The 26859-nt window shown below is 69.5% G+C and carries 21 protein-coding genes and 2 pseudogenes; 7 read left to right on the top strand and 16 right to left on the bottom strand.

From position 1 onward, the window contains the following. Positions 1 to 1473, top strand: a 1473-nt coding sequence (locus FOY91_RS13305) for an acyl-CoA dehydrogenase family protein (RefSeq protein ID WP_145152733.1), incomplete at its 5' end; no start/stop codon positions are given. Positions 1474 to 1614: 141 nt separating this feature from the next. After that, a complete protein-coding gene (locus FOY91_RS13300; RefSeq protein ID WP_145152730.1) occupies positions 1615 to 3126 on the top strand; it encodes a CoA-acylating methylmalonate-semialdehyde dehydrogenase in 1512 nt (503 codons plus the stop codon). Positions 3127 to 3539: 413 nt separating this feature from the next. Here FOY91_RS13300 and FOY91_RS13295 read toward each other — a convergent pair whose 3' ends face one another. From FOY91_RS13295 to FOY91_RS13245, 11 genes and pseudogenes are all read right to left on the bottom strand, one after another. Then, positions 3540 to 4586: a phytase gene (locus tag FOY91_RS13295; protein WP_145152727.1), complete on the bottom strand. Its 1047-nt coding sequence runs from the start codon at positions 4584 to 4586 to the stop codon at positions 3540 to 3542. Continuing rightward, complete coding sequence (locus tag FOY91_RS13290) at positions 4586 to 7444, bottom strand: TonB-dependent receptor (RefSeq protein ID WP_145152724.1); 2859 nt, start codon at positions 7442 to 7444, stop codon at positions 4586 to 4588. The genes FOY91_RS13295 and FOY91_RS13290 overlap by 1 nt, the downstream gene beginning before the upstream one ends. A gap of 144 nt (positions 7445 to 7588) precedes the next feature. After that, positions 7589 to 7801, bottom strand: a pseudogene (locus FOY91_RS13285) (DUF3325 family protein); the annotation flags it as partial. 72 nt (positions 7802 to 7873) lie between these two features. After that, on the bottom strand, positions 7874 to 9487 hold the full coding sequence (locus tag FOY91_RS13280; RefSeq protein ID WP_145152718.1) for a PepSY-associated TM helix domain-containing protein: 1614 nt from the start codon (positions 9485 to 9487) through the stop codon (positions 7874 to 7876). Beyond that, positions 9484 to 9780, bottom strand: coding sequence for a hypothetical protein (locus tag FOY91_RS13275; RefSeq protein WP_145152716.1), 297 nt, complete (start codon positions 9778 to 9780; stop codon positions 9484 to 9486). Before FOY91_RS13275 ends, FOY91_RS13280 begins: the two co-directional genes overlap by 4 nt. Next, positions 9777 to 12029, bottom strand: coding sequence for a TonB-dependent siderophore receptor (locus FOY91_RS13270; RefSeq protein ID WP_238995687.1), 2253 nt, complete (start codon positions 12027 to 12029; stop codon positions 9777 to 9779). Before FOY91_RS13270 ends, FOY91_RS13275 begins: the two co-directional genes overlap by 4 nt. 101 nt (positions 12030 to 12130) lie before the next feature. Further along, positions 12131 to 12790: an alpha/beta fold hydrolase gene (locus FOY91_RS13265; RefSeq protein ID WP_238995685.1), complete on the bottom strand. Its 660-nt coding sequence runs from the start codon at positions 12788 to 12790 to the stop codon at positions 12131 to 12133. Between the two features lie 29 nt (positions 12791 to 12819). Beyond that, complete coding sequence (locus FOY91_RS13260) at positions 12820 to 13875, bottom strand: AbrB family transcriptional regulator (RefSeq protein WP_203234567.1); 1056 nt, start codon at positions 13873 to 13875, stop codon at positions 12820 to 12822. Between the two features lies 1 nt (position 13876). Continuing rightward, entirely contained in the window at positions 13877 to 15178 is a 1302-nt protein-coding gene (locus FOY91_RS13255; RefSeq protein WP_145152713.1) for a CitMHS family transporter, read from the bottom strand. Positions 15179 to 15212: 34 nt separating this feature from the next. Next, positions 15213 to 16685, bottom strand: a complete 1473-nt coding sequence (locus tag FOY91_RS13250; RefSeq protein ID WP_145152710.1) for an OprO/OprP family phosphate-selective porin — start codon at positions 16683 to 16685, stop codon at positions 15213 to 15215. Next, on the bottom strand, positions 16682 to 17758 hold the full coding sequence (locus FOY91_RS13245) for an ABC transporter substrate-binding protein (RefSeq protein WP_145152707.1): 1077 nt from the start codon (positions 17756 to 17758) through the stop codon (positions 16682 to 16684). The genes FOY91_RS13250 and FOY91_RS13245 overlap by 4 nt, the downstream gene beginning before the upstream one ends. A 133-nt stretch (positions 17759 to 17891) precedes the next feature. Here FOY91_RS13245 and FOY91_RS13240 point away from each other — a divergent pair, with 133 nt between their 5' ends. Beyond that, the gene (locus tag FOY91_RS13240; protein ID WP_203234566.1) at positions 17892 to 18557 is read left to right on the top strand and encodes a response regulator; all 666 of its coding nucleotides are present in this window, start codon (positions 17892 to 17894) and stop codon (positions 18555 to 18557) included. Next, positions 18547 to 19965 (top strand): sensor histidine kinase, encoded by a 1419-nt coding sequence (locus FOY91_RS13235; protein WP_145152704.1) that lies wholly within the window; start codon positions 18547 to 18549, stop codon positions 19963 to 19965. Before FOY91_RS13240 ends, FOY91_RS13235 begins: the two co-directional genes overlap by 11 nt. 62 nt (positions 19966 to 20027) lie before the next feature. Here FOY91_RS13235 and FOY91_RS13230 read toward each other — a convergent pair whose 3' ends face one another. After that, positions 20028 to 21029 carry a polysaccharide pyruvyl transferase family protein gene (locus tag FOY91_RS13230; protein WP_145152702.1) on the bottom strand — a complete coding sequence of 334 codons (1002 nt, stop codon included), beginning with the start codon at positions 21027 to 21029 and terminating at the stop codon, positions 20028 to 20030. 203 nt (positions 21030 to 21232) lie between these two features. After that, positions 21233 to 22633 carry an oligosaccharide flippase family protein gene (locus tag FOY91_RS13225; RefSeq protein ID WP_145152699.1) on the bottom strand — a complete coding sequence of 467 codons (1401 nt, stop codon included), beginning with the start codon at positions 22631 to 22633 and terminating at the stop codon, positions 21233 to 21235. A gap of 344 nt (positions 22634 to 22977) precedes the next feature. Between FOY91_RS13225 and FOY91_RS13220 the strand changes: the two genes are divergently transcribed. After that, on the top strand, positions 22978 to 24045 hold the full coding sequence (locus FOY91_RS13220; RefSeq protein WP_145152696.1) for an acyltransferase family protein: 1068 nt from the start codon (positions 22978 to 22980) through the stop codon (positions 24043 to 24045). Positions 24046 to 24295: 250 nt separating this feature from the next. Here the strand turns inward: FOY91_RS13220 and FOY91_RS22405 are convergent. Both FOY91_RS22405 and FOY91_RS13210 read right to left on the bottom strand, forming a co-directional pair. Beyond that, positions 24296 to 24406 (bottom strand): annotated as a pseudogene (locus FOY91_RS22405) (calcium-binding protein); the annotation flags it as partial. After that, on the bottom strand, positions 24384 to 24785 hold the full coding sequence (locus FOY91_RS13210) for a hypothetical protein (protein WP_145152693.1): 402 nt from the start codon (positions 24783 to 24785) through the stop codon (positions 24384 to 24386). The pseudogene FOY91_RS22405 and the gene FOY91_RS13210, both read right to left, overlap by 23 nt. A gap of 252 nt (positions 24786 to 25037) precedes the next feature. Between FOY91_RS13210 and FOY91_RS13205 the strand changes: the two genes are divergently transcribed. Both FOY91_RS13205 and FOY91_RS13200 read left to right on the top strand, forming a co-directional pair. Continuing rightward, positions 25038 to 25523 (top strand): PilZ domain-containing protein, encoded by a 486-nt coding sequence (locus tag FOY91_RS13205; protein WP_145152690.1) that lies wholly within the window; start codon positions 25038 to 25040, stop codon positions 25521 to 25523. A gap of 66 nt (positions 25524 to 25589) precedes the next feature. Next, positions 25590 to 26174, top strand: a complete 585-nt coding sequence (locus FOY91_RS13200; RefSeq protein WP_162527230.1) for a polysaccharide biosynthesis/export family protein — start codon at positions 25590 to 25592, stop codon at positions 26172 to 26174. A gap of 421 nt (positions 26175 to 26595) precedes the next feature. Here the strand turns inward: FOY91_RS13200 and FOY91_RS13195 are convergent. Next, positions 26596 to 26859 (bottom strand): transposase (locus FOY91_RS13195; protein WP_203234565.1); only part of this gene is annotated, 264 nt, incomplete at its 5' end.

Here is a 26859-nt window from a genome sequence, read left to right as displayed (position 1 = left end):
TTCGTGGAGGGCGGCTGGAGCACGGTCGGCGTGGCTGAGGCGCATGGCGGGCAGGGGCTGCCGTTCGCGTTGCAGGTGGCGGTGCTCGATACGCTGGGGGTCGCCAACACCGGGCTGGTGCTGGTGCCCACGCTCACCGGCGGCGCGGTGGAGGCGCTGATCCACCACGGCAGCGACGACCAGAAATCGCGCTGGCTGCCCCGCCTCGTCTCGGGCGAGTGGACCGCGACGATGAACCTCACCGAGCCGCAGGCCGGCTCCGACGTGGGTGCGTTGAAGACGCGCGCCACGCCCCGGGCGGACGGGCAGTGGTCGATCACGGGAACGAAGATCTTCATCTCCTATGGCGATCACGATCTGGCCGGCAACATCGTCCACCTCGTGCTGGCGCGCACGCCGGGGGGCGAGGCGGGCACGCGCGGAATCTCGCTGTTCCTCGTGCCCAAGTACCGGCTGAACCCGGATGGCACGCCGGGGCCGGCCAACGACGTGCGCGTCGTCTCGATCGAGCACAAGCTGGGCCTCCACGCCTCGCCCACCTGCGTGATGAGCTATGGCGACGACGGCGATTGCATCGGCGAGCTGATCGGGCCGGAGTTCGGCGGGATGCGCGCGATGTTCACGATGATGAACAACGCCCGGCTGCTGGTGGGCCTGCAGGGCGTGCACGTGGCGGAAGGCGCGACACAGGCGGCGGTCACCTATGCCCGCGCGCGCATCCAGTCCGCGCAGGCCGGCGCCCCGGTTCGCGATCCGGTCGCGATCGTCGAGCACCCGGACGTGCGGCGGATGCTGCTGCGGATGCGCGCGCAGACCGACGCGGCGCGCGCGCTGGTCTATCACACCGCCGGCTGGATCGACCGCGCCGCCACGGGCGACGCGGCGGCGGCGGCGCGCGTGGGGCTGCTGATCCCGCTCGCCAAGGCGCATGCCACCGATCTCGGCTGCGAGGTCGCCTCGCTCGGCATCCAGGTGCACGGCGGGATGGGCTTCATCGAGGAGACCGGCGTCGCGCAATATTATCGCGATGCGCGCATCTTCCCCATCTACGAGGGGACCAACGGCATCCAGGCGGCCGATCTCGTCTCGCGCAAGCTGGGGCTGGAGGGCGGGGCGGCCTTTGCCGCGCTGGTCGCCGACATGGCCGGCGAGGCGCGGCACCCCGCGCTTCGCGAGCTGGTTGCGGCCTGCGACGAAACCGGCGGCCTGCTGGCGGCGGCGCCGCTGCGCGACCGGCTGGCCGCCAGCGTGCCGTTCCAGACGATGCTGGCGACGGCGGTGTGCGGCTGGCTGCTCGAACGGCAGGCGCGCAATGTGGACGAGACGGCGCAGGGTGCATCGTTCGCGGCGCTGAAGCGCGCGTCGGCCGGTTTCTACCTCGATCGCATCGTGCCCGAGGCGCTGGGCCTGCGTGCCGCCGCCTGTGCCCCGGCGGACGGCCTCTATGCGCTGGCGGCGGCGGACTTCGCCTGACCGATACCACGGCGGACCGCGCATCTGGCCGTTCCGGCGGCGCGGCGCGGCGCGCGAAGCACGTGGATAATGCGCTAGGGGCTTGCCATTATGGCCTCCTTGGAGCCAAGGAAGCCGCCTATCCCTGGGGAGAGAGTTTTCATGGCTACCGCGCTTCGCGAGATTTCGCATTTCATCGGCAGCTCGGCAGTGGCCTCGACCGCTTCCGACCGTTTCAGCGACGTGTTCGATCCGAGCACGGGCCGGGTGCAGGCGCGTGTCGCGCTCGGCACGGCGGCGGATCTCGACGCGGCGATCGCGATCGCGCGCCCGGCGCAGGCCAAGTGGGCGGCGACCAACCCGCAGCGGCGCTCGCGCGTGATGTTCAACTTCAAGGCGCTGATCGAACAGCACATGGACGAGCTGGCCGAGCTGCTCTCGTCCGAGCATGGCAAGGTGATCGCCGACTCGAAGGGCGATATCCAGCGCGGGCTCGAGGTGGTGGAGTTCGCCTGCGGCATCCCGCACGCGCTGAAGGGCGAATATACCGTGGGCGCGGGGCCGGGCATCGACGTCTATTCGATGCGCCAGCCGCTCGGCATCGTCGCCGGCATCACCCCGTTCAACTTCCCGGCGATGATCCCGCTGTGGATGTGCGGCATCGCCATCGCGGTTGGCAACGCCTTCATCCTCAAGCCGTCGGAGCGTGATCCGTCGGTGCCGGTGCGGCTGGTCGAGCTGTTCCTCGAGGCGGGCGGGCCGGAAGGCATCCTGCAGGTGGTGCAGGGCGACAAGGTGATGGTGGACGCCATCCTCGATCATCCCGAGATCAAGGCCGTCAGCTTCGTCGGCTCGTCGGATATCGCGCAGTATGTGTATTCGCGCGGCGTCGCGGCCGGCAAGCGGGTGCAGGCGATGGGCGGCGCCAAGAACCACGGCATCGTGATGCCCGACGCCGATCTCGACCAGGCCGTGGCGGATATCTGCGGCGCGGCGTTCGGCTCGGCCGGCGAGCGGTGCATGGCGCTGCCGGTGGTGGTGCCGGTGGGCGAGGACACCGCCGATTGCCTGCGCGCCAAGCTGATCCCCGCGATCGAGGCGCTGCGCGTCGGCGTTTCCACCGACAAGGATGCGCATTACGGCCCGGTCGTGACGGCCGCGCACAAGGCGAAGATCGAGAACTACATCCAGATGGGCGCCGACGAAGGCGCGGAACTGGTGATCGACGGTCGCGGCTTCAAGCTGCAGGGGCATGAGGAAGGCTTCTACGTCGGCCCGACGCTGTTCGATCGCGTCACCACCGAGATGCGGACCTACAAGGAGGAGATCTTCGGCCCGGTCCTCCAGATCGTCCGCGCCAAGACGTTCGAGGAAGCCGTCGCGCTGCCCAGCGTGCACGAATATGGCAACGGCGTCGCCATCTTCACCCGCAACGGCCACGCCGCGCGCGAGTTCGCGGCGCGGGTCGAGGTCGGCATGGTCGGCATCAACGTGCCGATCCCGGTGCCGGTCGCCTACCACAGCTTCGGCGGGTGGAAGCGTTCGGCGTTCGGCGACACCAACCAGTATGGCATGGAAGGCGTGCGCTTCTACACCAAGGTGAAGACCGTCACCCAGCGCTGGCCCGATGGCGGCGCCGGCGAGAGCGCGTTCATCATCCCGACGATGGGATAAGCCACGGCCGGCCTGCGGGCCGGCACGCGGAGCGAAAGGCGCCGGCGGATCACCCGCCGGCGCCTTTTTTTGTTGCCCGACACGCATGTAGCAGGGCCGGGTCGACAGGGTCGTCGGCGATACGCTTGCCAGAACCCGTGATCGTCAGGTGACGGTGGGAGGCTCGGGCCGATGCCGCGCACTATCGTGATGTGCGGCTTTCCGCGCGGCGGATCGACGACGTTCTGCACGATGATGGCGAACGCCGGGGCGCATCGGCCCGCGGCGAAATTGCCTTGCCGCCGACCAAGCCATCGGCGCTGTCGCGGGACTGCCGGCGCGGCGGCGGGGTGGCGACTTCTACCGCGTGCGGCGCGCCCCGCCCGCGGACGGTGAGAGCGCAGTGAAGGTAAAGGTTTCGATCCGTCGCCGCCCTATCGCGTCGACCGCAACGCCTTCACGATGTCGCGCCACGCCACCAGCTTGAAATTCTGCGTGGCGGGCGCGTTGTCGCCATCCTGCGCCACCATCAGCCCGCCGGGGAAGGCGGGGCCGAAGTCGCCGGGCACGATCTCGATCCCGTCCGTCTCCGAGGTGGCGCCCACCGTGCCCGCGCCGATGCGGAAGCGGCCCGCCGGCGTCATGTCCGGCAGCCGCCACACGGCATAGGCGCTGTCGCCCTGGCGGGAGGCGACGAGCCACCCGCCGTTCCGCCCGGCGGGTGCGATCGCCAGCCCCTCGGCATCGGCGACGAGGAAGCGGCCGTCCACCCTGGCCACCGATACCGGCACGGGCGAGGCGGCAGGATCGGCGGCGAAACGCCACAGCCCGACATCCTCCTCGGCGACATAGAGCATACCGGTGCGGTCGTCGGCGACACAGCCTTCGGACTGGGTGGCAAGTTTCAGCGTGCGGACGATCCGTGCCGTGGGGGCGGGGCCGGCGGTATCGACCTGCACCTGGTCGATCCGCCCGTCCTTCATCACCACGAAGGCGAACAGCGCCCTGTCCGCCGCGCGGCGCCACAGGCACAGGCCGTAGGCCTCGCCCGCGCCTGCCGCGGGGTTGCCGAGCGGGACCAGCCGGCGGGCCGCCGGATCGAGCCGGAACAGCGCCAGCCGCGCCTGCGCCTCGTCAGCCCGGTCGCTGGCGGCGACGAGGATGCCCGGCCTGCCGGCGATCGACACGCCGTCGCGCAGATCGACGTTGTTCAGCCGGGGCGAGGGCGCGAAATCGAGATGGCGGCCCGTCAGGTCGTACAGGTGCAGCCCGGCGCGCTTGTCCGTCGCGACGATCAGGCTGTCGGCCGGGCGGCGCGGGTTGCGCCAGATCGCGGGATCGTCCGCCGCATCCTCGGCGGTGCCGACCGGCGCGGTCTCGCCGCGCGCGGTGACGGTGGCGGTATCGGCTGCGGCCATTCCCGCCGGTGGCACCGAGGCGCAACCGGCGAGGAGCAATGCGGCGAAGGGAGCCAGCCGCATCAGAAGTTGAACCGCACGCCGCCGGTGTAGCGCCGGCCGAACGTCTCGCGCTCCACGGTGCGCGCGCTCACCCCGGCGAAACGACGGCCCGGGCCGTTCAGCAGGTTCGAGAAATCGGCATATACCTCGACGTTGCGGCTGATCGAGTAGCGCAGCGAAGCGTCCAGTTCGTCATCCGCCGCCCAGAAGAAGTCGCCGCCCTCAAGGCCGCGGAACGTGCCGTTCACCGTGCCGAACGCACCGATCGCGTCGATCCACTTCGTGCGCTTCTGGTAGGAGACGCGCGCCGAGAAACCGTATTTCTCGTAGAACAGGCTGGCGTTGTAGACGAACTTCGAGGTGCCGGGGAACTCGATCTTGCGGCCGTCCGGCGTCTCGGCGCGGCTCTTGTTGTAGGTCGCGTTCAGCAGCACGCCGAAGCCGCCGGTCCAGTCCGGCAGGCCCAGCGCCTGCTGGTTGCCCTCGATCTGCTGCTGGAAGGCGATTTCCGCGCCATAGATATAGCCGTCGCCGCCGTTGGCGATGCCGGTAAAGGTGTAGGCCGAGCGATCGAGGCCGCCCACGTTCAGCGAATCCGATCCAAACGGGCGGGTGGTGTCGAACAGCACGTCCTTCACGTCCTTGTAGAAGGTGCCGATCGAGAAATAGCCCTGCGGCTGCATGTACCATTCGAAGTACAGATCGACGCCCTTGGCCTTTTCCGGCTTGGCATCGGGATTGCCGCCCGAGATCGTCAGGTTCGCATCGTTGACCGTCAGGTTCGGGCGAAGCTGGTCGTAATCCGGCCGCGCGGCGCCGGTGTTGAACGAGAGCCGCAGCTTCTTCGTCTCGTCCACGTCGTAGTTGAAGTGGAGGCTGGGATAGACGAGCGTCCGGCTGTCCGGGATCGAGACGAGCTGCGCGGTGCCGTTGATCGTGGCGAAGGCGGTGCCCTTGTTCTTGATGTGCTCCACGCGCGCGCCGCCGACGATCGAGCCCCAATCCTGCTTCGTCTCGAACATCGCGTAGCCGGAATACACCTCCTCGCGCACGCTGTAGAAATTGGCGTTCACCGGCGCGTACACCGCACCGCCGGCGATGGCCTGATCGACCAGCGCGATCGCGGCGCCCTTGCCGTGGTAGTCGAACAGGTAGCCGAGCGGAATGTCGCCCTTGAAATCCGGGTCGGACGGCAACCGCACCGCCGCATAGCTCAGCGGCAGGCCATAGGGGTTGGCGGCGGACGACACGGTGAAATCGATCGACCGTTCGCGTGACGTCTTGGTGCGGCGATCATATTGGGCGCCGACGGTGATCTTCGTCTCGCCGAGCAGGTCGGTGTCGTAGCTGGCATCGAGCTTGCCGGTATAGGCGCGGGTGATGTCCTTGGCCTTCAGGCTGCGCACGCGCGACAGCGCATAGCCGGGCGTATCCTCGATCTGGGTGATCGCGGCGCCCCTGGCGAAGGTGCCGTCGGCGTTGCGGATCGTGCGGAACAGCCGCACCGCCGGCTGCTGCTTGTCGGTGAGGTCGTAATCCACCGTCAGCCGGTTGGTGCCCTGCGTGGCGCCCGTGCCGAAGCCGGGGCTGTCGTAGTTGAGCTGGGCGGGGGCGGAGCGATCGTCGACCGACTTGGTGTAGTTGCCGCGCCAGCGGATCTTCAGCCGGTCGAAATCATGGTCGCCGCCCACCGTGTTGGTGAACACCGACTGCACATATTCGCGCACCAGCACGTTGGCGTTCAGATCGATGCCATAGACGGTGCCCTTGTAGGGCGTGTTGCCGGTGCAGACGTCGGCATAGCCGGTGGTGCCGCTGCGCGGGGTGGCGCTGGTCGTGGGGCAGGCGGCACGATCCGCTGCGAGGGCGGCGGCGCTGGTGCCGCTGGCGAGGCGGGATTGCTGGTCGTCCAGATCGAAGATGTAGTTGTTGCGTAGCTCGTCGTCGGCGAAGGCGGAATAGATCGACGAGACGAACAGGCGGTGGTCCGGCGTCGGCTTCCATTCCAGCTTGCCCGAGGCGGAATAGTTCTTGCGGGTGAGGCGATAGAGCTTGTTCTCCGTCTCGCGCGCCCAGATGCGGTCGGCGTTGCCCGGGCGGCGGTCCTCGGTCACGGCTTCCCAGTCGGTCTCGTAATTGTCCGTCACCATGTCGCGCTGGTAATAGCTGCCGGAGGCGAGGATGCCGATCTCGCCGATGCCGGTGTTCCAGCGCTCGGAGACGACGAGCTGGCCCTCATATTCCTGACGCTTGCCCAGCTCGACATAGCCGCCGCCCGCCTTGCCGGCGATGTGGAAACCGGAATAATCGAACGCCGAGCGCGTCACGACGTCCACGTTGCCGGCGATCGTCTCGCCCGTCATGTTCGGCGTCACCGCCTTGCGGACGAGGATCTGCGCGGCGATGGCGGACGGAATGGAATCGAACCGCGCGTCGCGCCCTTCCGGGCTGATGATGTTGATGCCGTCGATCGACAGCGTGGTCCAGTTGATCGGCGCGCCGCGCAGGTTGATGTAGCGTGCCTGACCCTGATCGCGCTGCACGCCCACGCCCGGCAGGCGGCTGACGGCCTGCGCGATGTTCTGGTCCGGCAGCCGCCCGACCGCATCGGCGGCGACGACGCTGACGAGCGACGGCGATTCCTTCTGGATCTTCAGCGCGGCCGCCTCGGACTCGGCGATCGGGCGCTTGCCGGAAACGAGGATCTCGCCGCCCACGTCGTCGGCGGCGTCCGCCACGGCGATCTCGCTGGCGGCGGCACTGTCGACCGCGGCCTGCGCGGCGTGCCAGCCCAGGATGCCCCATGCGGAGGTGGTGATGAGCAAGATGCGCGCCGGCACCCGCACGGCCCTGCGCCGCGCGGTGGAAAAGTCAGTCATGTCGGGTCCCCTGCGCGAAGGGCTGCCCGCCTCCGCTTCGGGGCGCTCTATCCGGCGAGGATTACAGTTCGGCGGCACCGCGATGACGGGTCGGAGACGCGGGCCACCGTGGCCGCACTGCCACAGACCGTCGGCTGGAAGCGGCTACCGTCGCCCGGTGCCGCGCCGGGCGGGGAGCAGGTTGAGCGCGAGGAACACCGCCGCCGCGCCCAGCATCAGCGCGCCGAACCACAGCACCGGGCCGAAGACCCGGCCCCCGGCGAAAATCGCGGTGACGAAGCTCGCGGCGATCGCCACCCACGCCGCCCCCCGCAGCCGCCGCCGCTGGATGGGCAGCAGGTGCCCCCCCCACGCGGCGCGCGTGGTGCGCGGGCGTGGCGAGGCCGAACAGCGCGAAGGCGACGGTCGCGAGCAGCAGCGTGAGGATCGTCATTCCGCCGGCTCCGGCACCGCTTCATCGGTCATCACGCCGGCCGGGGCCGCCCGCCGCGCGCGGGCGCGCCGGGCCGACGGGCGATGGCGCAGCACCCGCGCCGCAACGGCCAGCAGCGCTAGCCCGAAGGCGAGCAGCGTCAGGTCCACCCCCACGAACAGCATGTCGCCCTGCGCCATCGCCACGGGGATCCCGCGCTGGCCGGCCACCGCATTATACAGCGGCAGCAGCGCCAGCACCGCCCCGGTCGCGCCCAGCAGCGCGGCCCACGCCCACCCCGGCTGCAACCCCAGCGACAGCAGCGCCGCAGCGCCCCACGCGAGGAACAGCATGTGCACCTCCGTCTCCGCCCGCCCGCGCCCGCCCACGGGCAGCAGCCGGTTGGCCCACAGCATGGCCGCGATGCCGAGCGGGAAGCCGCCGACCACCGCGATGTTCAGCCGCTCGACGAGGCGGAAGCCGAGGGGCGGGCGTGCCGGATCGGGCAGCTTCTCGCGCCGCTTCACCGTCCACAGCACCAGCCCGCTCGCCACCATCAGCGTGCCGCCGATGCCGCAGAGGAAATAGAGCCAGCGCATCGTGGTGTCGGCGAAGCGCCCGGCGTGCAGCCCCACCATCGCGCCGGCGGTGAGCGCCGCCCCGCCCGGCGCGGGCGAGCGCCACAGTGCCGTGCCGGTCACGCCGTCGAAGGTCACGCGCGGCGCATGGCTGGACAGCATCGAGGAGGAGGCGCGCGTCATCGTCACCCGCGCCATCGCATCGCCCGGCTGCCGCACCTCGATGAAGCCGACCGGCCCGCCCAGCCGGCGTTCGGCATCGGGCACCAGCGCGGCCAAATCCACCAGCGGCGCGGGCCGGCCGCTGCGCTCCACCTCCGCCGCGTGGGGGAACAATGCGTCGTTCACCGCGTCGCGATCGGTGTAGTTGGCCACCACCGCCCACGGCATCAGCATCGCCATCAGCGTGACGAGGCCGGTGTAGGTGATCATCAGGTGGAACGGCAGCGCCAGCACGCCGGTGGCGTTGTGCCCGTCCAGCCACGATCGCTGGCCCTTGCCCCGCCGCAGCGTGAAGAAATCGCGGAAGATCTTCTTGTGCGTCACGATGCCGCTCAGGATCGCCACGAGCATCAGCATCGTGGCGATGCCGACGATCCAGCGCGCGAAGATCACGGGCATGTAATGCAGGTCGAAATGGAAGCGGTAGAAGAACTCGCCGCCGCGCGTGTCCCGCACGGTGGCGGGCAGGCCATCGGCGGCGATCAGCGCCTGCGTGTCGCGCCGACCGCGCCCGCCGCGCCCCCGTCCGCGCGTTTCGCCCGGCTTGGGCTGCGGCTGCCAGAAGACGGTCGCGCCCGGCATCCGGGCCCACGGCATCGCGATCGACCAGCTTTTCGCCCCCGGCGCCTTGCCCTGCAGAAAGCGTTGCGCGCCCGCCAGCACGCGCATCGGCTGCTCCACGCGCGGCAGTTCGGGCCGCATGTAGCGGTTCAGCCCCTCGCGCCAGAAGGCGATCGTGCCGGCGACGAACACGATGAACAGCACCCAGCCGAGCAGCAGCCCGGACCATGTGTGCAGAAACGACTGCGACTGGCGGAACCCCTTGCTCACAGCCGGCCACTCGCGGCGATCGAGGCCCAGGCGATCGCGCCGCCCGTACCGCCGAGCAGCGCCAGCGACCAGAAGGCGCGCCAGCCGCTGCGCGCGGCGAACGCCCACATCGCGGCAAAGGCGCACAGGGCGAACGACACGAGCGTGGCCGCCACCGCCGCCTGCGCAGGGTCGCCCGGCAGGATGCGGGCGAGCGCCATCGCCCACGCCGCCGCCACCGCATAGCCGAGCGGCACCGCCGCCACCACGCGCAACGCCATGTCGCCGCCGCGCCGCCAGCCGCTGGCGCTCATGGGGTGCTGAGCCGCAACGTGGCGAACACCGTGCGCGGGCTGCCGTAGAAGTTGCCGCGCCCGGTGCCGCCGAGGCGCGCGTAATAGTTCTTGTCGAACAGGTTGTTGACGTTGACCGACAGGCCGATCTGCTCGCTGATCCTGTAGCCCGCGCGCAGGTCGACCAGCGCATAGCCACCCTGCCGGACGATGCTGGAGCGCGTCCGCAAGCTGCCGTTGGGGTTGTAGAAGGCGGGCGATCCGGCGAACGTCTTGCTCAGCCACGTCACGCTGCCGCCCACGCTGAAGCCGGCGAGCGGCCCGGTGACCGGCGCATAGTTGGTGAAGCCCTTGATCGCGTGCTTGGGGATCACCGGCACGAAGGTGAAGCCTTCCAGCGCGGTGTTGCTGTCTTCCAGATATTTGGTCTTGGTATAGCTGTAGCCGCCGTTGAGCAGCCAGCCGGGCAGGATCTCGCCCTGCGCTCCGGCCTCGAAGCCGCGCGAGCGGACCGCGCCGATCTGGTACACCACGTCGGGCGTCGCAGCATCGGTGAACAGGCGGTTGCTCTGCTTGATCTGGTACACCGCGGCGGACAGCAGCAGCCGCCTGTCGAACAGCGTCAGCTTGCTGCCGGCCTCATATTGCTCGCCCACCAGCGGCTGGATCGCGCCGCCGCCGGCGCGGGGCAGCGCCGAGGTCTGCGGGGTGAAGCTGTCGGCATAGCTGCCGTAGAGGTTGAGCTGGCCGGTCACGTCCCAGACGATGCCGGCATAGGGCGTGAAGCGGTTCTCGATGGTGTAGCCGGTCTGGATCACGCCGTTGGCGGGCACCGGGTAGAGCGTCCGGTTCTCGGTATCCCACCACGTCAGCCGGCCGCCGCCGATCAGCGTGACGCCGTCCAGCGGGCTGAGGCGCATCTGGCCGTAGAGGCCGTATTGCTCCACGTCCGTCTCGGTGCGGCCGGTGGCGTGGGTGGCGATGCCGGTCGGGTTCTGCGGCGTGATCGGCACGCGCAGCGGCGGCAGCTGGACATAGGGGTTCAGCACCGGCTCGGCCGGGGAAACCGGGTCGTACACGTCGATCCGCGCATAGTTGGACAGGCGGGTGAACGCCGATTTCTGGAGGTTGGCCTGATAGTCCGCACCCAGGATCAGCGTCTGGTCCCGCCCGAACAGCGGGAAGCTGCCGACGCCGTTGAAATCGAAGCTGGCCGTCTTCTGCTTGCTGTCGCCGATATAGGCGATGTGGCTGGTGATGCCGTTGGTCGGCGTGATCGGCTGGCTGCCGATGTAGCTGTACACGTCCAGCCGGTCGACATCGGTGAACAGCCCGCTCGCGCGCAGCGTCCAGCGGTCGCTCAGGCGGTGGGTGATGTCGGCGAAGGCGGTCCAGATCTCGGAGCGGAAGCGGTTCCAGTCCGCGCCGACATAGGTGGAGCGCCGCACGTCGAGCAGTTGCCCGTCGCTGCCGTCCAGCCCGCCGATGATACCGGGCAGGCCGGTCTGCACCGCCGGCTTGAAGCGATCGTAGTTGCCGCCCACGGTGATGGTGGTGCGATCACCCACGTCCAGCTTGCCGACGAGGAAGGCGGTGTGGCGGTTGCGGTGGGCGACATCGTAGAACTGGTCCTGATCCTGCACCATCACGCCGCCGCGCAGGCCCGCGCGATCGCCGATCGGCGTGGAGATATCCAGTTCGCCGCGCTTGTTGTCATAGCTGCCGTAGCCGAGCGAGGCGCTGATCTTGAACGCATCAAGCGGCCGCTTGCGGACGAAGTTGACGCTGCCGGCCGGGTTGCCCGATCCGCTGAACAGCCCGGCGGGGCCACGCAGCACCTCCAGCCGGTCGTAAGAGAACAGGTCCGGCACCACGGCGGGAAAGCCGAACGAGAAGGTGGGCGTGCCGTCCACCAGATAGTTGTTGATCGCAAAGCCGCGCGACAGGAACGACGGATCCTCGCTGCCCACGCCCGTCACGGTGATGCCGTTGGTCGCGGTCAGCGCGTCTTCCAGCGTGAACAGGTTCTGCGCCTCGATCTGCGCGCGATCGATGATGGTGACGGTGTTCGGCACGTCCTTCAGTGGGGTCAGCGTCTTGCCGACCTCCTGGCCGTAGCTCTTGCCGATCACGGTGATGTCGTTGTCGGTGTTGCGCGTCTGGGCGGCGGCCTCCGCCCCGGCCGCTTCGGCGACCTCCGCCTGTGCCACCTGCCCCATCATCGCCAGCAACGCGACCATGCTGACCGAACCGTACCGAATACTGCGCAACTGATTTCCCCCGGAATGACGCGGCGCAGCTACCGCATCAGCGTATGAGAGTCATTCGCAATATCATCAGCATCTGTTAATTTATGTTTCCGACGACGGAGTCAGTGCTGCTCCAGCCAGTCACGCAGCAGCATCGTCACCTCCCCCGGCCGCTCCAGCGGCGACAGGTGCCCGCACGCGCGGATGATGTGGAAGCGGGCGCCGGGGATGCGATCACCCAGCGCGCGTGCGTCGTCCGGCGTGCAGATGCGGTCGCGGTCGCCCACCGCCACCAAGGTCGGCACGTGAATGGCGCCCACGGCATCGCTGATGTCGGGCCGTTCGAGCAGTGCGCGCTGCTGCCGCTCGAACACCTGCGCGCCGACCCGCTCGGCCATCGCCTGCGCGCGGCCCGACACGATCGCGCTCAGGCGCGGGTCGGCATGGGGTGCGGTCGCCAGCAGGCCCTGGCCCGCCACGGTGCGCGCGCGGATCTCCATCGAGGCGCGCACGCCGAACAGCGCGATGCGATCGACCCGTTCGGGCGCCTGCCGCACCATCTCCATCGCGACATAGCCGCCCAGACTCACCCCGGCGACGGCGAAGCGCGGCGGTGCCTCGGCCAGCACCCGCGCCGCCATCGCGGCCAGCGTGTCGTCCTGCGTGAGATCGCCGAATTCGGGGTGGGCGAGGTCGGCCAGATCCATGATCTGGCGTGCCCACAACTGGCCGTCGCAGCCCATCGCGGGCAGCAGCATCAGCGGTACGGTCGAACGGTCCATGAGGCGGCTCCGGTTGGCGAGGGGTGGGGTCAGCGAGGGGGAGAGGTGCGAAAGGCGATCGGCGCGCCGACCAGCACCAGCACGACGCGGGCGAGATGGTGGATCACGACGAAACCGGGTTCGAGCGCGAGGCTGAGCGACACCATGCTCATCTCCGCCAGTCCGCCCGGCGAATAGGCGAGCGTGAGCAGGACGGGATCGATCCCGGTGACGGCGGCGATGGCGACCGCCCACAGGATCGTGACCGCCAGCAGGATGACGGTCGATCCCGCCGCCAGCAGCAAGGTGCGAAGCAGGACGCGCAGCGACAGGCCGACGAAGCGGCAGCCGATCGTGGCGCCCAGCCCCACCTGCGCCGTCGCCAGCGCCCAGCCGGGAATGCGGAAGTCGGCGATCCCGCTCATGTGCACCGCCGCCGACACCGCGAGCGGGCCGACCAGATGCCACGCCGGCAGCCGCAGCAGGCGGCCGAGCACCAGCCCGACGATCACGCAGCCGGTGGCCCAGGCGACCAGCGCCCAGTTCGCCGTGTCGCCGGTGACGGGCGGCAGCGGTGCTGCGGTGACCGGGGCGGCGACGAGGCGGATCAGGAACGGCAGGATGAACACGACGAGGAAGATGCGCGCGGCGTGGATCAGCCCCACGGTGCGCTCGTCCGCCCCGCGCTCCGCCCCCATCACCACCATCTCGGCGATACCGCCTGGCATGCCGGCGAAATAGGCGGTGGCGGGATCGAACCCGGCCACCCGGCGGAAATAGGTGACGCACAGCAGCGCGGCGCTGGTGAGGAACAGCGGCAGCATCGCGAGAGGGACGATCCACTCGCGGGCGTGATCGAACAGGTCGGGGCGGAAGCTGCTGCCCAGCACCACGCCGATCACCGCCGCCATCGGTCGCCGCGTGGCGGCGGAGGCGGCGATCGGCAGGCCGGCGATGCTGGCGGCCGCGCAGGCCGCCATCGACCCGAGCACCCATGGCAGCGGCGCCCCGGCGGCGAAGAACAGCACGCCGCCGGCCGCGCCCACGGTGAGCGCCGCCGCGAAGCGCAGGATCACCCGCGCCGCATCGTCGCGCCCGCCGGCCACGTCAGGCGACGAACGGGAAGGCGAGCGCGATCATGCCCACCAGCGTCATCACCACGCATACGATGGTCGCGGGCACCAGCGAGAACCGCTGGTGATCGGCCAGATCGATGCCGACGAGGCTGACCAGCAGGTAGGTGGAGGGCACCAGCGGGCTGAGCAGGTGGACCGGCTGGCCCATCAGCGAGGCGCGCGCGATCGCCATCGGCGACACGCCGTAATGCGCGCCGGCTTCCGCCAGGATCGGCAGCATGCCGAAGTAGAAGGCATCGTTGGAGATGAAGAAGGTGAACGGCAGGCTCAACAGCGCGGTGATCGGCGCCATGTACGGCCCCAGCGCGGGCGGGATCACGCCGACCACCTCCTTGCTCATCGCCTCCACCATGCCGGTGCCCGAAAGGATGCCGGTGAAGATGCCGGCGGCGAAGATCAGCGACACCACCGCCAGCACGTTGCCGGCATGGGCGGAGATCCGCTCCTTCTGTTCCGCCACGCCGGGATAGTTGACGATCATGGCGACGGCGAAGGCCAGCATCATCACCACCGACAGCGGCAGGATGCCCCATACCAGCAACGTCAGCAGCGTGACGACGAGGGCTGCGTTGAACCAGATCAGCTTCGGCCGGCGCGCCTCGGGATATTGCGACACGGCCATGCCGGTGAAGGCGGTCGGCTGGTTGGCGCGGACGTGGCCGAGGCGGCGGCGCTCCTTGCGGCCGAAATACACCGCCAGGCCGATCAGGAAGGCGAGGCCGGCGAGCATCCCCGGGATCAGCGGCAGGAACAGTTCGGCCGGGTCCAGCTTCAGCGCGCTGGCGGCGCGCGCGGTCGGCCCGCCCCACGGCGTCAGGTTCATGATGCCGCTGGTGCACATCAGCAGGCAGACGAGGTACAGCCGGTTCATATCGAACCGCTTGTACAGCGGCAGCAGCGCGGCGATGGTGATGATGTAGGTGGTCGATCCGTCGCCATCGAGGCTCACGACCGCGCACAGCACCACGGTGCCGATCAGGATCAGCAGCGGATCGCCGTGGACCAGCCGGATCAGCCGGCCAACCAGCGGATCGAACAGGCCAGTATCGGTCATCGTGGAAAAGAACAGGATGGCGAACAGCAGCATCACGCCGGTGGGCGCGAGGTTCTTGATCCCGTCGATCATCATGGGCCCAAGGCCCGCGGCCTCGCCGGCGATCACGCCGAAGATCGTGGGGATCACGATGAGCGCCACCAGCGGCGTCATCTTCTTGGTCATGATGAGCGTCATGAACGTGGCGACCATCAGGAAGCCGAGCAGGGCAAGGTTCATCGCGGCATCCTCGAAGGGGAAGGGAAGCGGATCATCAGAAGGTGACGCCGACGCGCGCGCTGAGCGTCTGGCCGTCGTCGCCGCCGGTGTAGGGGCGGGCGCGGTTGTCGGTGTGCCACTGGATCGCGTTCACCTGGAAACGGGTGAAGTTGTTGAGATACCATTTCCCCCCCAGGGGGGGGGCCCAGCCATCACCGCCGGTGACGAGATCGGTGTAGTCGAGGTTCTCGTATCGCGCGGTCAGCTCGATCGCGCCGGGGCCGCCGTCGAAGGTGGGCTTCAGCACCTTGGGCTGGCCGAAGCTGCCGAGGCGCGGGTTGTACGGCGGCAGATCGCCGGTGATGAAGAAGCCGCCGGAAACGCTCCACGCCTCGCTGACGAAATCGGGGCGCCCGGCATCCAGCCGCGCCTTGCGGCGGCCGGCCTCCGCCATCAGCCACAGCGGGCCGCGATAGCCACCCAGTTCCACGCCGTAGCCGGTGGTGCCGGTGCCGCCGGTCAGCGTGCCGGTGGAGACGCGCAACGCGCCGTTGAAGCGTCCGCCGATCACGGTGTTGCGGGTGAGCGACCCCGCCACCGACGACAGCGACTCGTCGAAGCCCCATGCGCCGACATGCAGCACGCCGCGATCCGTCTTGATCGGGTTCCAGTGCACGCGGGCGAGCGCGGTGCGGCTGTCGCTGACCGCCTGCGTGCCGTCGATGCGGTCGCCGGTGACGGTGAGCGAGACGTGGCCCGTCTTCCAGAACAGGCGGGGCATGATACCGATGCCGTAGAAGCCGCGCTGCGGGATGATCGCGGTCGCCACCGTGGTGCGTTCGAGGAACGGGGTGGAATCCGATCCGGTCGACCCCTCGAACCCGCGATCGTTGAACAGGTGGCCGGCGCGCACGTCGTAATCGAGGCCGGGGCGCAGGCGGTTGCGCCAGCCGACGAAGGCGGTGACGACATCGACCTCGTTCTCCGAGAAATCGCTCTCGAACTGGTAGAAGAAATGCGTGCCGACCGCCCCTTCGAGGCCAAGGCGCAGCGCGCGCATGCCCGTGGTGGTGAGGTTGCGGCCCTTGTATTTCGAGCCGAACGAGGTGCTCACGTCCGTCAGGATGCGGCCGCGCGGCTTGAAGGTGTACACCCCGTCGGCCGAGTGGAACACGGGCAGGCCCGCGCCCCATTCGGTGGTGACGCCCGAGGGGTTGTCGCGCGCGGCGATGGCGCGCTCCACGTCGCGGTCGGCCGGGCCGGGGGGCGCCAGCTGCGGCGCGAACGGCTGCGTGGTGCGCGGCGCGCCGGCCTGTGCGCCGGGTGCGGGCGTGCCGGCGAAGGTGGGAACCGGCGCGGCGGCGGCGGTGCCTTCGAGCCTGTCCAGCCGGGTCTTCAGCGCCGCGATCTCGGCCGCCTGCGCGCGCACCAGCGCGGCCAGATCGGCATCGGGGGCTTGCGCCAGCGCGGGCGTCGCCGCGATCAGCGCGAGGGCGGCGCAACCGCCGCGAAGGAGGGGCGATATCATCGTGTGGTGGCTCCGGTGGAAAGGATCGCGGCCCACTCGCGCAGGAACCGCTGGCGCTTGAGGCGATCGAGATTGACGAGCAGTTGCGGGCCGATGCGGATCGGCCGGGCCTGTGCGGCGGGCAGCCGGCGCGCGGGCACATCGGTCCGCACCGGCCACAGGCTGCGTTGCGCGAGCAGCGACTGTCCCTCGCGCGACAGCAGGAAATCGAGGAACAGCCTGGCCGCGGCCGGATGCGCCGCCTCGCGCGCGATGAAGGCGATGCGCGAGGTGACGATCGTATAATCCTGCGGGAAGACGACGCCGATGCGCGGATCGTGGCGCACCCGCTCCAGCGCGTAGGATCCGATCACGTTGTACGCGATCGCCTGCCGCCCCTCGGCCACCGCCTGCAACATCGGCTCGGTCGTGGTGGCCAGTACGGGGCGGGTGGCGGCGATCGCCTCCAGCAGCGCACGGGTATCGCGGGTGATCGCGAAATCCTCGCTCAGGTACAGATAGCCCACGTTCGACCGCGCCGGATCGAAGGTGGTGACGCGGCCGGTGAGTACCTTGCGGTCCCGCCGCAGCAGCATTTCCAGCGCGGCGTGGGTGCGGGGCACGTTCGCGGGCGGGATCAGGCGCCTGTTATAGACGATGCCGATCGGCTCGGCGGTGATGCCGAAGCCCATGTTCTTCCACACCGCCAGCGGCGGCAGCGCCGGCTTTTCCGGGCTGGCATAATCCTGCGCCAGCCCGTCGTTGATGAGCTTGACCTGCAGGTCCATCGCCGAGGACCAGACGAGATCGGCGGACGGGCGGCGCGCGCGCGTCTCGGCCAGGAAGCGGCGGTACAGTTCGGTCGAGCCGAGATCGGCATAGGCGACCGCGATGCCCGGATAGCGGCGGCGGAAGGCGGCGATCACCGGCAGCATCTCGGCGCGGTCGGCATTGGCGTAGATCCGCACCTGGCGCTCGGCGCGGGCATCCTCGATCAGCCGGTCGTAGGAGCGCGGATAGGCGGGCGGACGCTGCGCGGCGGCGGGCACGGTCAGCCCGATCAGCAGCGCTATCGTCGCAATCACCTTCGGCATCGTCTCTCTCCTCGCCTTCCGCCTCTTGGTTCGGATAGACAGCGAGGGTGGTGTACGAGGCCAAGCTGTCAGCAACCTTTCACGCGGGTTTTCGCGGGGGCTTTCGTGTCGGCTCCCGTGGGGGCGGGCGACATTGCGCATCCTGCTGATCGAGGACGATGCGCCGCTGGCGCGCAGCATCGCCGCCCTGCTGCGCGCGGGCGGCCATGCGATCGATCATGTCGCGGGGGGCGAACAGGCGCTGGCGGTGGTGGCGAGCGAGCCGTACGCGCTGGTGATCCTCGACGTGGGGCTGCCCGATATCGACGGCTTCACCGTGCTGGCGCGACTGCGGCAGCGCGGCGAGCGGGTGCCGGTGCTGATGCTCACCGCGCGCGACGCGCTGGACGATCGCGTGCGCGGGCTGGATCTGGGCGCCGACGATTACCTGCGCAAGCCGTTCGACCCGGAGGAGCTGGAGGCGCGGGTGCGCGCGCTGGGGCGCAGGCGCGGCGGCGATCCGGCGGCGGTGCTGCGGGTGGGCGCGCTGACGCTCAACCGGTCGACCGGGGAGGCCGAGGTTGCGGGCCGCGCGCTGGATCTGCGCCGGCGCGAGCGATCGGTGCTGGAATCGCTCGCCACCCGCGCCGGGCGGATCGTGCCGCGCGAGTTGCTGATCGGCGAGGTGTTCGGCTTCGACGAGCCGGTGGGCGACAATGCCATCGAGGTCCATGTCACCCGGCTGCGCGGCAAGCTGGCGCCCGACGGCCCCGGCATCCGCACGGTGCGCGGCGTGGGCTACATGCTCGATGCCGGCTGACCGCCAGGCGCTGGCGCTGCGGACGCGGCTGCTGATCGCCATGCTCGGCCCGTTGCTGGTGGCGGCGGCGGTGATCGGGCTGGTCGGCGCCACGCTGATCGCCGATGTCGTGCGCCGCACCAACGATCGCGTGCTGGGCGGCGCGCTGGGCGCGATCGCCGAGACGGTGGCGGTGGAGCGCGGCGAGGTGACGCTGGATCTGCCGCCCGCCGCCTTCGGGATGCTGGAGAACAACGAACGCGACAACGTGTATTACCGGGTGGCGGTGGGGGGAGAGTTGCTGACCGGCTATGCCGACCTGCCCGCGCCCGAGTTCGCCTTCCCCGCGCCCGACCAGCCGCGCTTCCGCTTCGCCCGCTATCGCGGCCAGGACATCCGCATCGCCGAGGTGCTGCGATCCCTTCCGCGCATCGACCGGCCGGTGCTGGTGCAGGTGGCCGAGACGCTGGACAACCGCGCCGCGCTGACCCGCCGGCTGATGCTGGCGCTGCTGATCGGCGAGTGCGCGCTGGTGGGCGGCGCGGCGTTGCTGCTGCGCCCCGCGCTTGGCTGGAGCCTGCGGCCGCTGGCGCGGCTGCGCGGCGCGATCGAGGCGCGCGACGATGATGCCCGGCCCGACTTCTCGCCGCTGGAGGCGGGGCCGCTGCCCGCCGAGCTGCGGCCTTTGGCGCATGCCTTCGATCGCCTGTTGGCGCAGCTCGGCACCGCGACCGGCGGGGTGAGGCGTTTCACCGCCGATGCCTCGCACCAGATGCGGACGCCGCTGTCGGTGCTGAAGGTGCAGGTGGCGCTGGCCCGGCGCGGCGGCGCGCGCGAACGGGCCGAGGCACTGGACGAGATCGGCGAGGCGGTGACCCGGCTGGAGCGGCTGCTGACGCAACTGCTGGCGCTGGCGCGCGCCGAGGAGGCCGGCGTCTCCGCACCGCTGGAGGCGGTGGACCTGCGCGAGGTGGCCGCCGCCGTCATCACCCGGCGGATCAGGCAGGCGATCGAGGCGGGGGTCGAGCTGACGCTGGATCACGATCAGGCGTGCGACGACTCCGGCGGCTATGTGGTGCCGGGGCACCGGACGCTGATCTTCGAGATCCTGTCCAACCTGATCGACAACGGCATCCGCTACAACCGGCGAGGCGGCACCGTCTCGGTCGGGCTGGCGGCGGATAATGCCGCCGTCACGCTGACGGTGGCCGACGACGGCCCCGGCATCGCCCCCGAACAGCGCGAGCGGGTGTTCGACCGTTTCGTGCGGCTGGAGCGGGCGGATGATCCCGGCGGCACCGGGCTGGGGCTGGCGATCGTGCGATCCGCCGTGGAGCGGCTGGGCGCGACGGTTTCCTTTGCCGATCGGCCCTGTGGCACCGCTTTCGTCTTGCGCTTTCCGGTCGGCGGGCGGGCGGTGCACGCATGAGCGGTGGGGCGCCTCGGGCTACGGGCCGTTTGCGATGCCGCCTCCGGGCGCCGCGATAAGGATCAGGGGCGGTCCAGTCGGCGTTCGGCGTGGGCGGCGCGCAGTTCTTCGAGCCGGGCAAGCAGCATCGCACGCCGTTCCTCCACCGCGCCTGCCGGGCTGAGCTGCGGCGTCACGTTCGCGGCGATCGCGCGAAGGGCCGCCCCCATCTGAACCGGGGAGACGCCGCTGATCCGCTCGCCGATACGGGCGATGATGGCGCGCGTGATCCGGCCCGGGGTGTAGCGCGCGGCGGGCCTGGCATCCTCCACCCCCCAACGGGCGAAATGGGCGAAGGCCTGCTCCTCGCTGATCGAGACCGGCCGGCCGGACGCGCCGATGCCGGGGCGGCCGAACGCGGCCAGCGCGGCGGGCGAGGGCGGCCGCAACGGAACGAGGCGGAGCGGGGTGGAGACCGAGGCCGTCCAGTCGAACCATTTGAACAGCGGCAGGTTGGCGGTGGTGACGATGGCGATCCACGGCACGCGCAATACATCGGCCATGATCGCGCCATGCAGCGATTCGGTGAGGACCAGCGGCGCCGCCGCGATCGCCGCGATCACCGCCGCCGGGGGCTGCATCGGATCGACCAGCGTGTGCCCGGCCTGGTCGCACGCCTCGGCCCAGCCGCCCAGCAGCTGCGATTCCCAGTGCGGCACCACCACGGGGCGAGCGGCCGGCGCGGCCGCGCGGGTGATGCCCAGCAGCTCGGGCGCAAGGATGCCGCCATCCACGATCGCGCGATCGGCCGGCAGGTTCAACGCGCGCGCCGATAGCGGGCCGCGCACGCACCAGTAGCGATAGTCGGCCTGCGGTCCGGGGATCGGATCGTAACCGACGCCGCTGGAGAAGACGTGGATCCGCCGTACCTCGGGAAACGGCCGGCCGATCAGCGTGCCGATTCCGAGCAGGCCGTCTTCCGCATCCGCCGCGTCGAACAGTTCGGGCGCGAGGTGCGGCCAGGTGAGCGGGTTGAGATCATCCCCGAAATTGGGGTGTTCTCCACGATAATATAACAAGCGCATCCGACGGATTCATGCCCGCTAATCAACGGGAAGACAAGCCGGAGCCGTTACATTCGCGCGGAAACGAGGCCGCAGCCCGTTGGACCGACGCCTGCGAATTCGATGTTACCTCCGAGCCATATGGCCGCAACAAATCACCGGCAAGGCGCGTCGGATGGCAGCCGTCCCGGTCCGGGATGATTGCACGCTGCTGTGCGCGGCCGTTACATTCGCGGGTAGAGCAGCGCCGCGCCGACGCCGCCGCCGGCCAGCCCCGCCGCCGCCAGCACCGCGAAGATCGCCAGCGGCGTCCCCGCGCCGAGCAGCGCCGTGACGATCATGCCGGCCGCCACCGAGACGACCGCCACCGCCGCCAGCGGCAGGAAGCAGTTGTGCAGGAACAGGCGCCACAGCTGCCCTTTCGCATCGCCCGTCATATGGAACTGGATTCCGGTGAACACGATGTTGCGCGCGAGGACCCCCGCCGCCACCACGGCGACGCCGAACGAGGCCAGACCGAAGATCATCGCCACGCTGATCGCCGCCGCCCAGAAACCCATCCGCAGCAGCAACGCGTTGCGACCGGATACGGTGAGCAGCGCACCCGCCACCCCGCCCAGCGCGCGGGCCAGCCCGCCGAGGCCGAGAAGCGCCACCACCGGGGCGGCGGGCAGCCATTGCGCGCCGAAGATGAACGGCACCGCCAGCGATGCATGCAGCGCCAGCACCACCAGCGGCACGCCGCACACCAGCGAGATCGCGGCGATGCCCCGGCCCATGTGGTGCGCGCGGTGGCCCGGATCGGCGGTGGCGAAGACGGGCTGGAACATCATCTGGCCGAACGACGAGACGATCGTGATCGCGACCACCTCGATCCGCTTGCCCAGATTGTACAGGCCCAGCTGCGCCGGCAGGACCATCGCGCCAAGCATCAGCTGGTCCAGATAGTTGAAGCCCACCGCCGTCAGCCGCACGCCGGAGGCGCGTGCGCCTTCCGCCGCCATCTCACGCATCGCCGGCCGGTCCAGCCGGGGCGGCATCGTGGCGCCGGTGCCGACCGCGGTCAGCAGATAGACCATCAGCGACTGGAGAACATAGTAGCTGGCCAGACCGAGCAGCGGGGACAACAGCGCCGCGATCGCCAGCCCGCCCGTGCCGGAAACGATCCCCGCGGTCAGCCCGCGCGCGCCCAGCCGGCGGAAGGCCATCCGCCGCGCGAGGATCGCCTGCGGCTGCATCACCAGATAATCGAACACGATCTTGAGGCCGAGTATCATCAGCACCGGCGGCAGCGTGATCCGCAGGATCAGCGGCGAGATGAGGACCAGCCCGCAGAACACCGCGGCGAGGCCGAGGCCGAAGATCAGGAACAGCGCGGCGGCGCTCTCGTAATGGCGCGTGTCGCTTTCGGGCTGGCGGATCACGACATCGTACACACCCTGCGGGCCGAGCGCCTTGACGATCTCCAGCATGGCGACCGCGAGCAGGATGGGTGACAGTTCGTGCGGGCTCATCATCCGCGCGAACAGCACGAAGACGCCGAACGGGATGACCACCGCCGCGCCGCCGTTGACGATCGACCACAACGCGCCGGAGCGGGTGGCGGGAGGAGCGGTTTCGCTCATCCGGCGTGGCCGGCCGGACGCGTGGCCGCGACGCGGTTATCGCGCGGGGGGAGCAGCGGGCAATCCGGAAGCGGCAACACGAATCTCCCCAGGCGGAACGGCCGGCGTCACCGTCGTCTGACCCGCCGGATGGCGTCCCGGCGGCGACCGGCCTGTTTCAGCGGCTTTGCAATGGCAGGCGTTAGAGAGTTCTGAATGACGGGGCCATGTCCGTGTCGCGTGTTGGCGGCGTGTCCGTCGATCAGTCCCGTCGCCCGTCCGTTAACATGCCGGGCGAGAAATGAAACGTAAAGCAATATGGACGTAATTCTCTCGGTGGGCTTATCGTCGGCCCGGGGGCGAGCATGAATAAGGTTACGTCGGGCTATCTGGACATGTGGCGGGTCATCGCGGCAGTCGTCGTGGTGCTGGGGCATCTCAATGACTGGAGCGGCAAGGGACTGGACCTGTTCCGCCCGGCGGCCGGGGCGCAGGGGGTACTCGTTTTTTTCGTCCTGTCCGGTTTCGTCATCAGCCATGTCGTGACGCGGCGGGAGGGCGATTGGCGCAGCTATGCGATCGCGCGGGGGGCGCGGCTCTATTCGGTCGCGCTGCCGGCTCTGGTGCTGACGTTCGTGGTCGATGCGCTGTGCGCGCCGCTGCCGCACTGGATCCTGGGCGACAGCGTGACGGGGTCGCCGGTGCTGCAATATGCCGCCGGCGTCACCTTCCTGACCGAAGTTTGGGGGCGGCATATCCAGATCGGCTCGAACACGCCCTACTGGTCGATGGGCTACGAGGTGCCGTTCTACATCTGCTTCGGGCTGGCCTGGTTCCTGCCCGGGCGCTGGAAATGGCTGTCGCTGGGCGCAGTCGCCATCTTCGGGCCGCGCATCGCGATCATGGGGCTGCTCTGGCTGCTCGGGGCGGGAACGCAGTTCGCCTGCCGCCGCCGCTGGCTGGGCGCGCGTGCGGGCGCAGTGCTGTTCGGGGCGGCGATGCTGTCGTGGGCGGTGTTCCAGGTCCTCGTGCATCGCGGCGCGATCGGCTGGAGCAACACGCCGCTCTACTGGCACAAGCTGCGCGACCTGCCGGGCGACTTCTTCGTCGCGGGGCTGTTTGCGGCAAGCATCCTGGGGATCGACGCCGCCTGTCGCGAGCGGGCGGTGCCGGCTGCTTTGATGCGCGGCGTGCAATGGATCGCGGGGGCCACCTTCACCCTGTACCTGATGCACGTGCCGATCGCGCAGGCGTTCCTCTCGCTGGTGCCGGTCCGGCTCGACACGGCGGCGGGCAAGGTGGCGCTGCTCGCGACGATATTGCTGGCGACGCTGGCCATCGCCGAGGTGACCGAGCGGCGCAAGCAGGGGTGGCAGCGGCTGTTCACCCGGTTGCTGGCGCCCCGCGCGGCGGCGCCGCTGCCGGTGCGATAGACGCGAAAGGACCGGCCAGCGCGGGTGCACCGGCCGGTCCTTCATGCCGTCGCGATCAGAGCAGGGTGTGCCAGTCGGCCACCTTCAGCCCGGCGATCAGGATGTCGCCGCCCGAAGACAGGTGCAGCAACGTGCCGGCGCTCGAATAGGACGTGCTCGTCACCGTGATGCCGTCGCCGAACTGCAGCTTGTCGGCGCAGCGATCGAAATCCTTGATGACGTCGAGGCCCTTCGACTGCCAGCCGAACGCAAAGGTATCGCGGCCGTAGCCGCCCCACAGCGTGTCGTTGCCCGAGCCGCCGACGAGCAGATCGTTGCCCCAGCCGCCGACGAGGCAATCATTGCCCGCGCCGCCGTACAGCTTGTCGTTGCCGAAGCCGCCGATCGACGAACGTGTCGATCTCCCGCGCGTAGATCTTGGTGGGGTCGTCGTTCGGCGAGAGGATGCCGAGTGCCTCGACCGAACCGACCTTGAACGCGTCGAACACGCCGCCGACCGCGCTGACCTTCAGCCCGGTGAGGGCGATGCTGGTCTTGTCCGCCGATACGGCCGACCACGTGGAGGCCGAGCCGAGATCCACCGTCTTCACAGCGGCATTCGGGGCGGCGTCGCCATACACCCAGTCGTTGCCCCACAACGCGAAGATGGTGTCGTTGCCGTTCGAGCCGGTGATCGAATCGGACCGCGGCGTGCCGAAGGTGATGCCCAGAAGCGAGGCAAGGGTGTTCAGGACTGGCATGGTTATTCCCCCGTTATTCGTTCGATATGGCGGCTATCGTCCGGCGGGGCGGCCTGCGACAAGGAAGGATAATCGTTAACCGAAGGTCCAAAATGGGATGATCATTACGGTTCCGCATGTTTTCAATGGGGCGGTCCCGATAAGGGACAGGCAGCGGCGAGATCCGCGCTGAAAGGGGGCGACCGGACCGCACCGGGAACGACTTCTTAATCGGTGCGGGGCCAAGGTCGGGTACGCCATCGGGACCGGATCATGCTCGCTGCAACCCTGAACTTCATCGACGAACAAGGCCTCGAGGCGGATCAGCGCGCGGGCGGCCCGCGTATCGCGATCGACCGGCCCAGCACCGTGCGCCCGCCCGCGCGGGCGCCGCTGGACGTGACCGTGCAGGATCTGTCTTCGCGCGGGTTCCGCTTCGTCAGCGCGGCCGATCTGCCGATCGGCACGACCGTGCGGGTGGGGCTGAACGGCGCGGGCGCGCAGGATGCGCGGATCGTCCGGCGCGACGGTGCGGCCTATGGCTGCGCCTTTCTCGAACCGTTGTCGGCGGCGCGCATGGCCACCGCCTTCGGTGCCGCCACCGTGGTGAAGGGGGCGTTCCCGATCGCGGACAATGCGGTCATGCCGGAACCGGCGACGGAGAAATGGCCGGGCAGCGTGCGGCTGGCGATCCTCGCCGGCAGCAGCATCGCCTTGTGGGCGGGCCTGCTGGCAGGCGCCGGCGCGATCCTCCGCTGATCGCGGGCGCGGGGCCGCCCGAGGCGGCGGTCTTGCTCGAAAATGGTGGATATCATATCGGGACCGGTGCTGCCATTTCGGCGCGGGAAGGCCGGTGCCCGCACGTCCGCGGCATGTGGCCGGCGGACGCGGGCATGTGACGCGCGGGTTACGACGCTTCAGCAGCCCATTACCGCCACCAACGGCGATTATATTCTCGGCGCGGGCGACAAGCTGCGCATCACCGTGTTCGGCGAGGCGGACCTGACCGGCGAATACAACATCGGCGGCGGCGGCAGCATCGCCTTTCCGCTGATCGGCGACATCGCCGCACGGGGCCGCACGCCCACCGAGATCCAGGATACGATCCGCACGCGGCTCGGCGCGGGCTACATCAAGGATCCGCGCGTCGCCGTGGAGGTGCTGGAATATCGCACCTTCTATATCCTCGGCGAGGTGAACAAGCCCGGCGAATACCCTTATCGCACCAACCTGACGCTGGAGCAGGCAGTGGCGACGGCCGGTGGCTATACCTATCGCGCCAACCGCAAGCGGTTCGCGATCACCCATCCGAACGGCGCCGGCCAGGAACTGCGGCCGACGTTCAAGAGCTCGCTGGGGCTGCAGGTGCAGCCGGGCGACACGATTCGCATCCTGGAGCGGTTCTTCTAGGCGGACGGTCCCGAAGGGCCGTTCGGCCCGGACCATTACCAGTCCTGTGCCCGATGGCCGACAGTATAGCTGCGCCATTATCTGGAGCGGAATGCGCCCGGACGCGCTCGTTTCGCTCGCCGGCCGCCGCGTGGCGGCCGGACGCCGCCGTGTGCAGGGCTGTTTCCGGGGCGAAACAGCCTTTCTTCGCGACGAAACAAAGTCTGTCCCAAATAGGAACATGTCGGCCTTTGCATGTGAGTGCATTTTTAGCCAACAAGTCGGACTCGACCAGTCAAAATACAGTATAATGTCTTAACCATGACAGCAGTTCTGATCTATAAATAAGGGATAAACTGACGTCGTGCCGAAATATGACGGGGACTCCATAAATAACAACTGACGGCAACCTAGTGGCAGCATCGGCTAGAGCGGTTTCCTATCAGTCTGCATCGTAACCGGCGTTGGCGAAGTAGTTGGCGCATTCCTGCGGCGGGTAGAGGTCGAGGATGCGGCCGATGGCGTTCCACAGGCCGTGAATGGTGCGCTCGGCGGCTTTGCGCAGGTGCGCCTTGAGCTTGGAGAAGGCCTGCTCGATCGGGTTGAAGTCGGGGCTGTAGGGCGGGAGGAAGAGCAGCGTCGCACCCGCCGCTTCGATCGCCTCCCGGGCGGCCGGGGCTTTGTGGCTCGACAGATTGTCCATGAT

The sequence above is a fragment of the Alterirhizorhabdus solaris genome (assembly GCF_007785815.1).
GTDB lineage: Bacteria > Pseudomonadota > Alphaproteobacteria > Sphingomonadales > Sphingomonadaceae > Alterirhizorhabdus > Alterirhizorhabdus solaris.
This window is presented reverse-complemented; position numbering and strand designations above follow the sequence as displayed.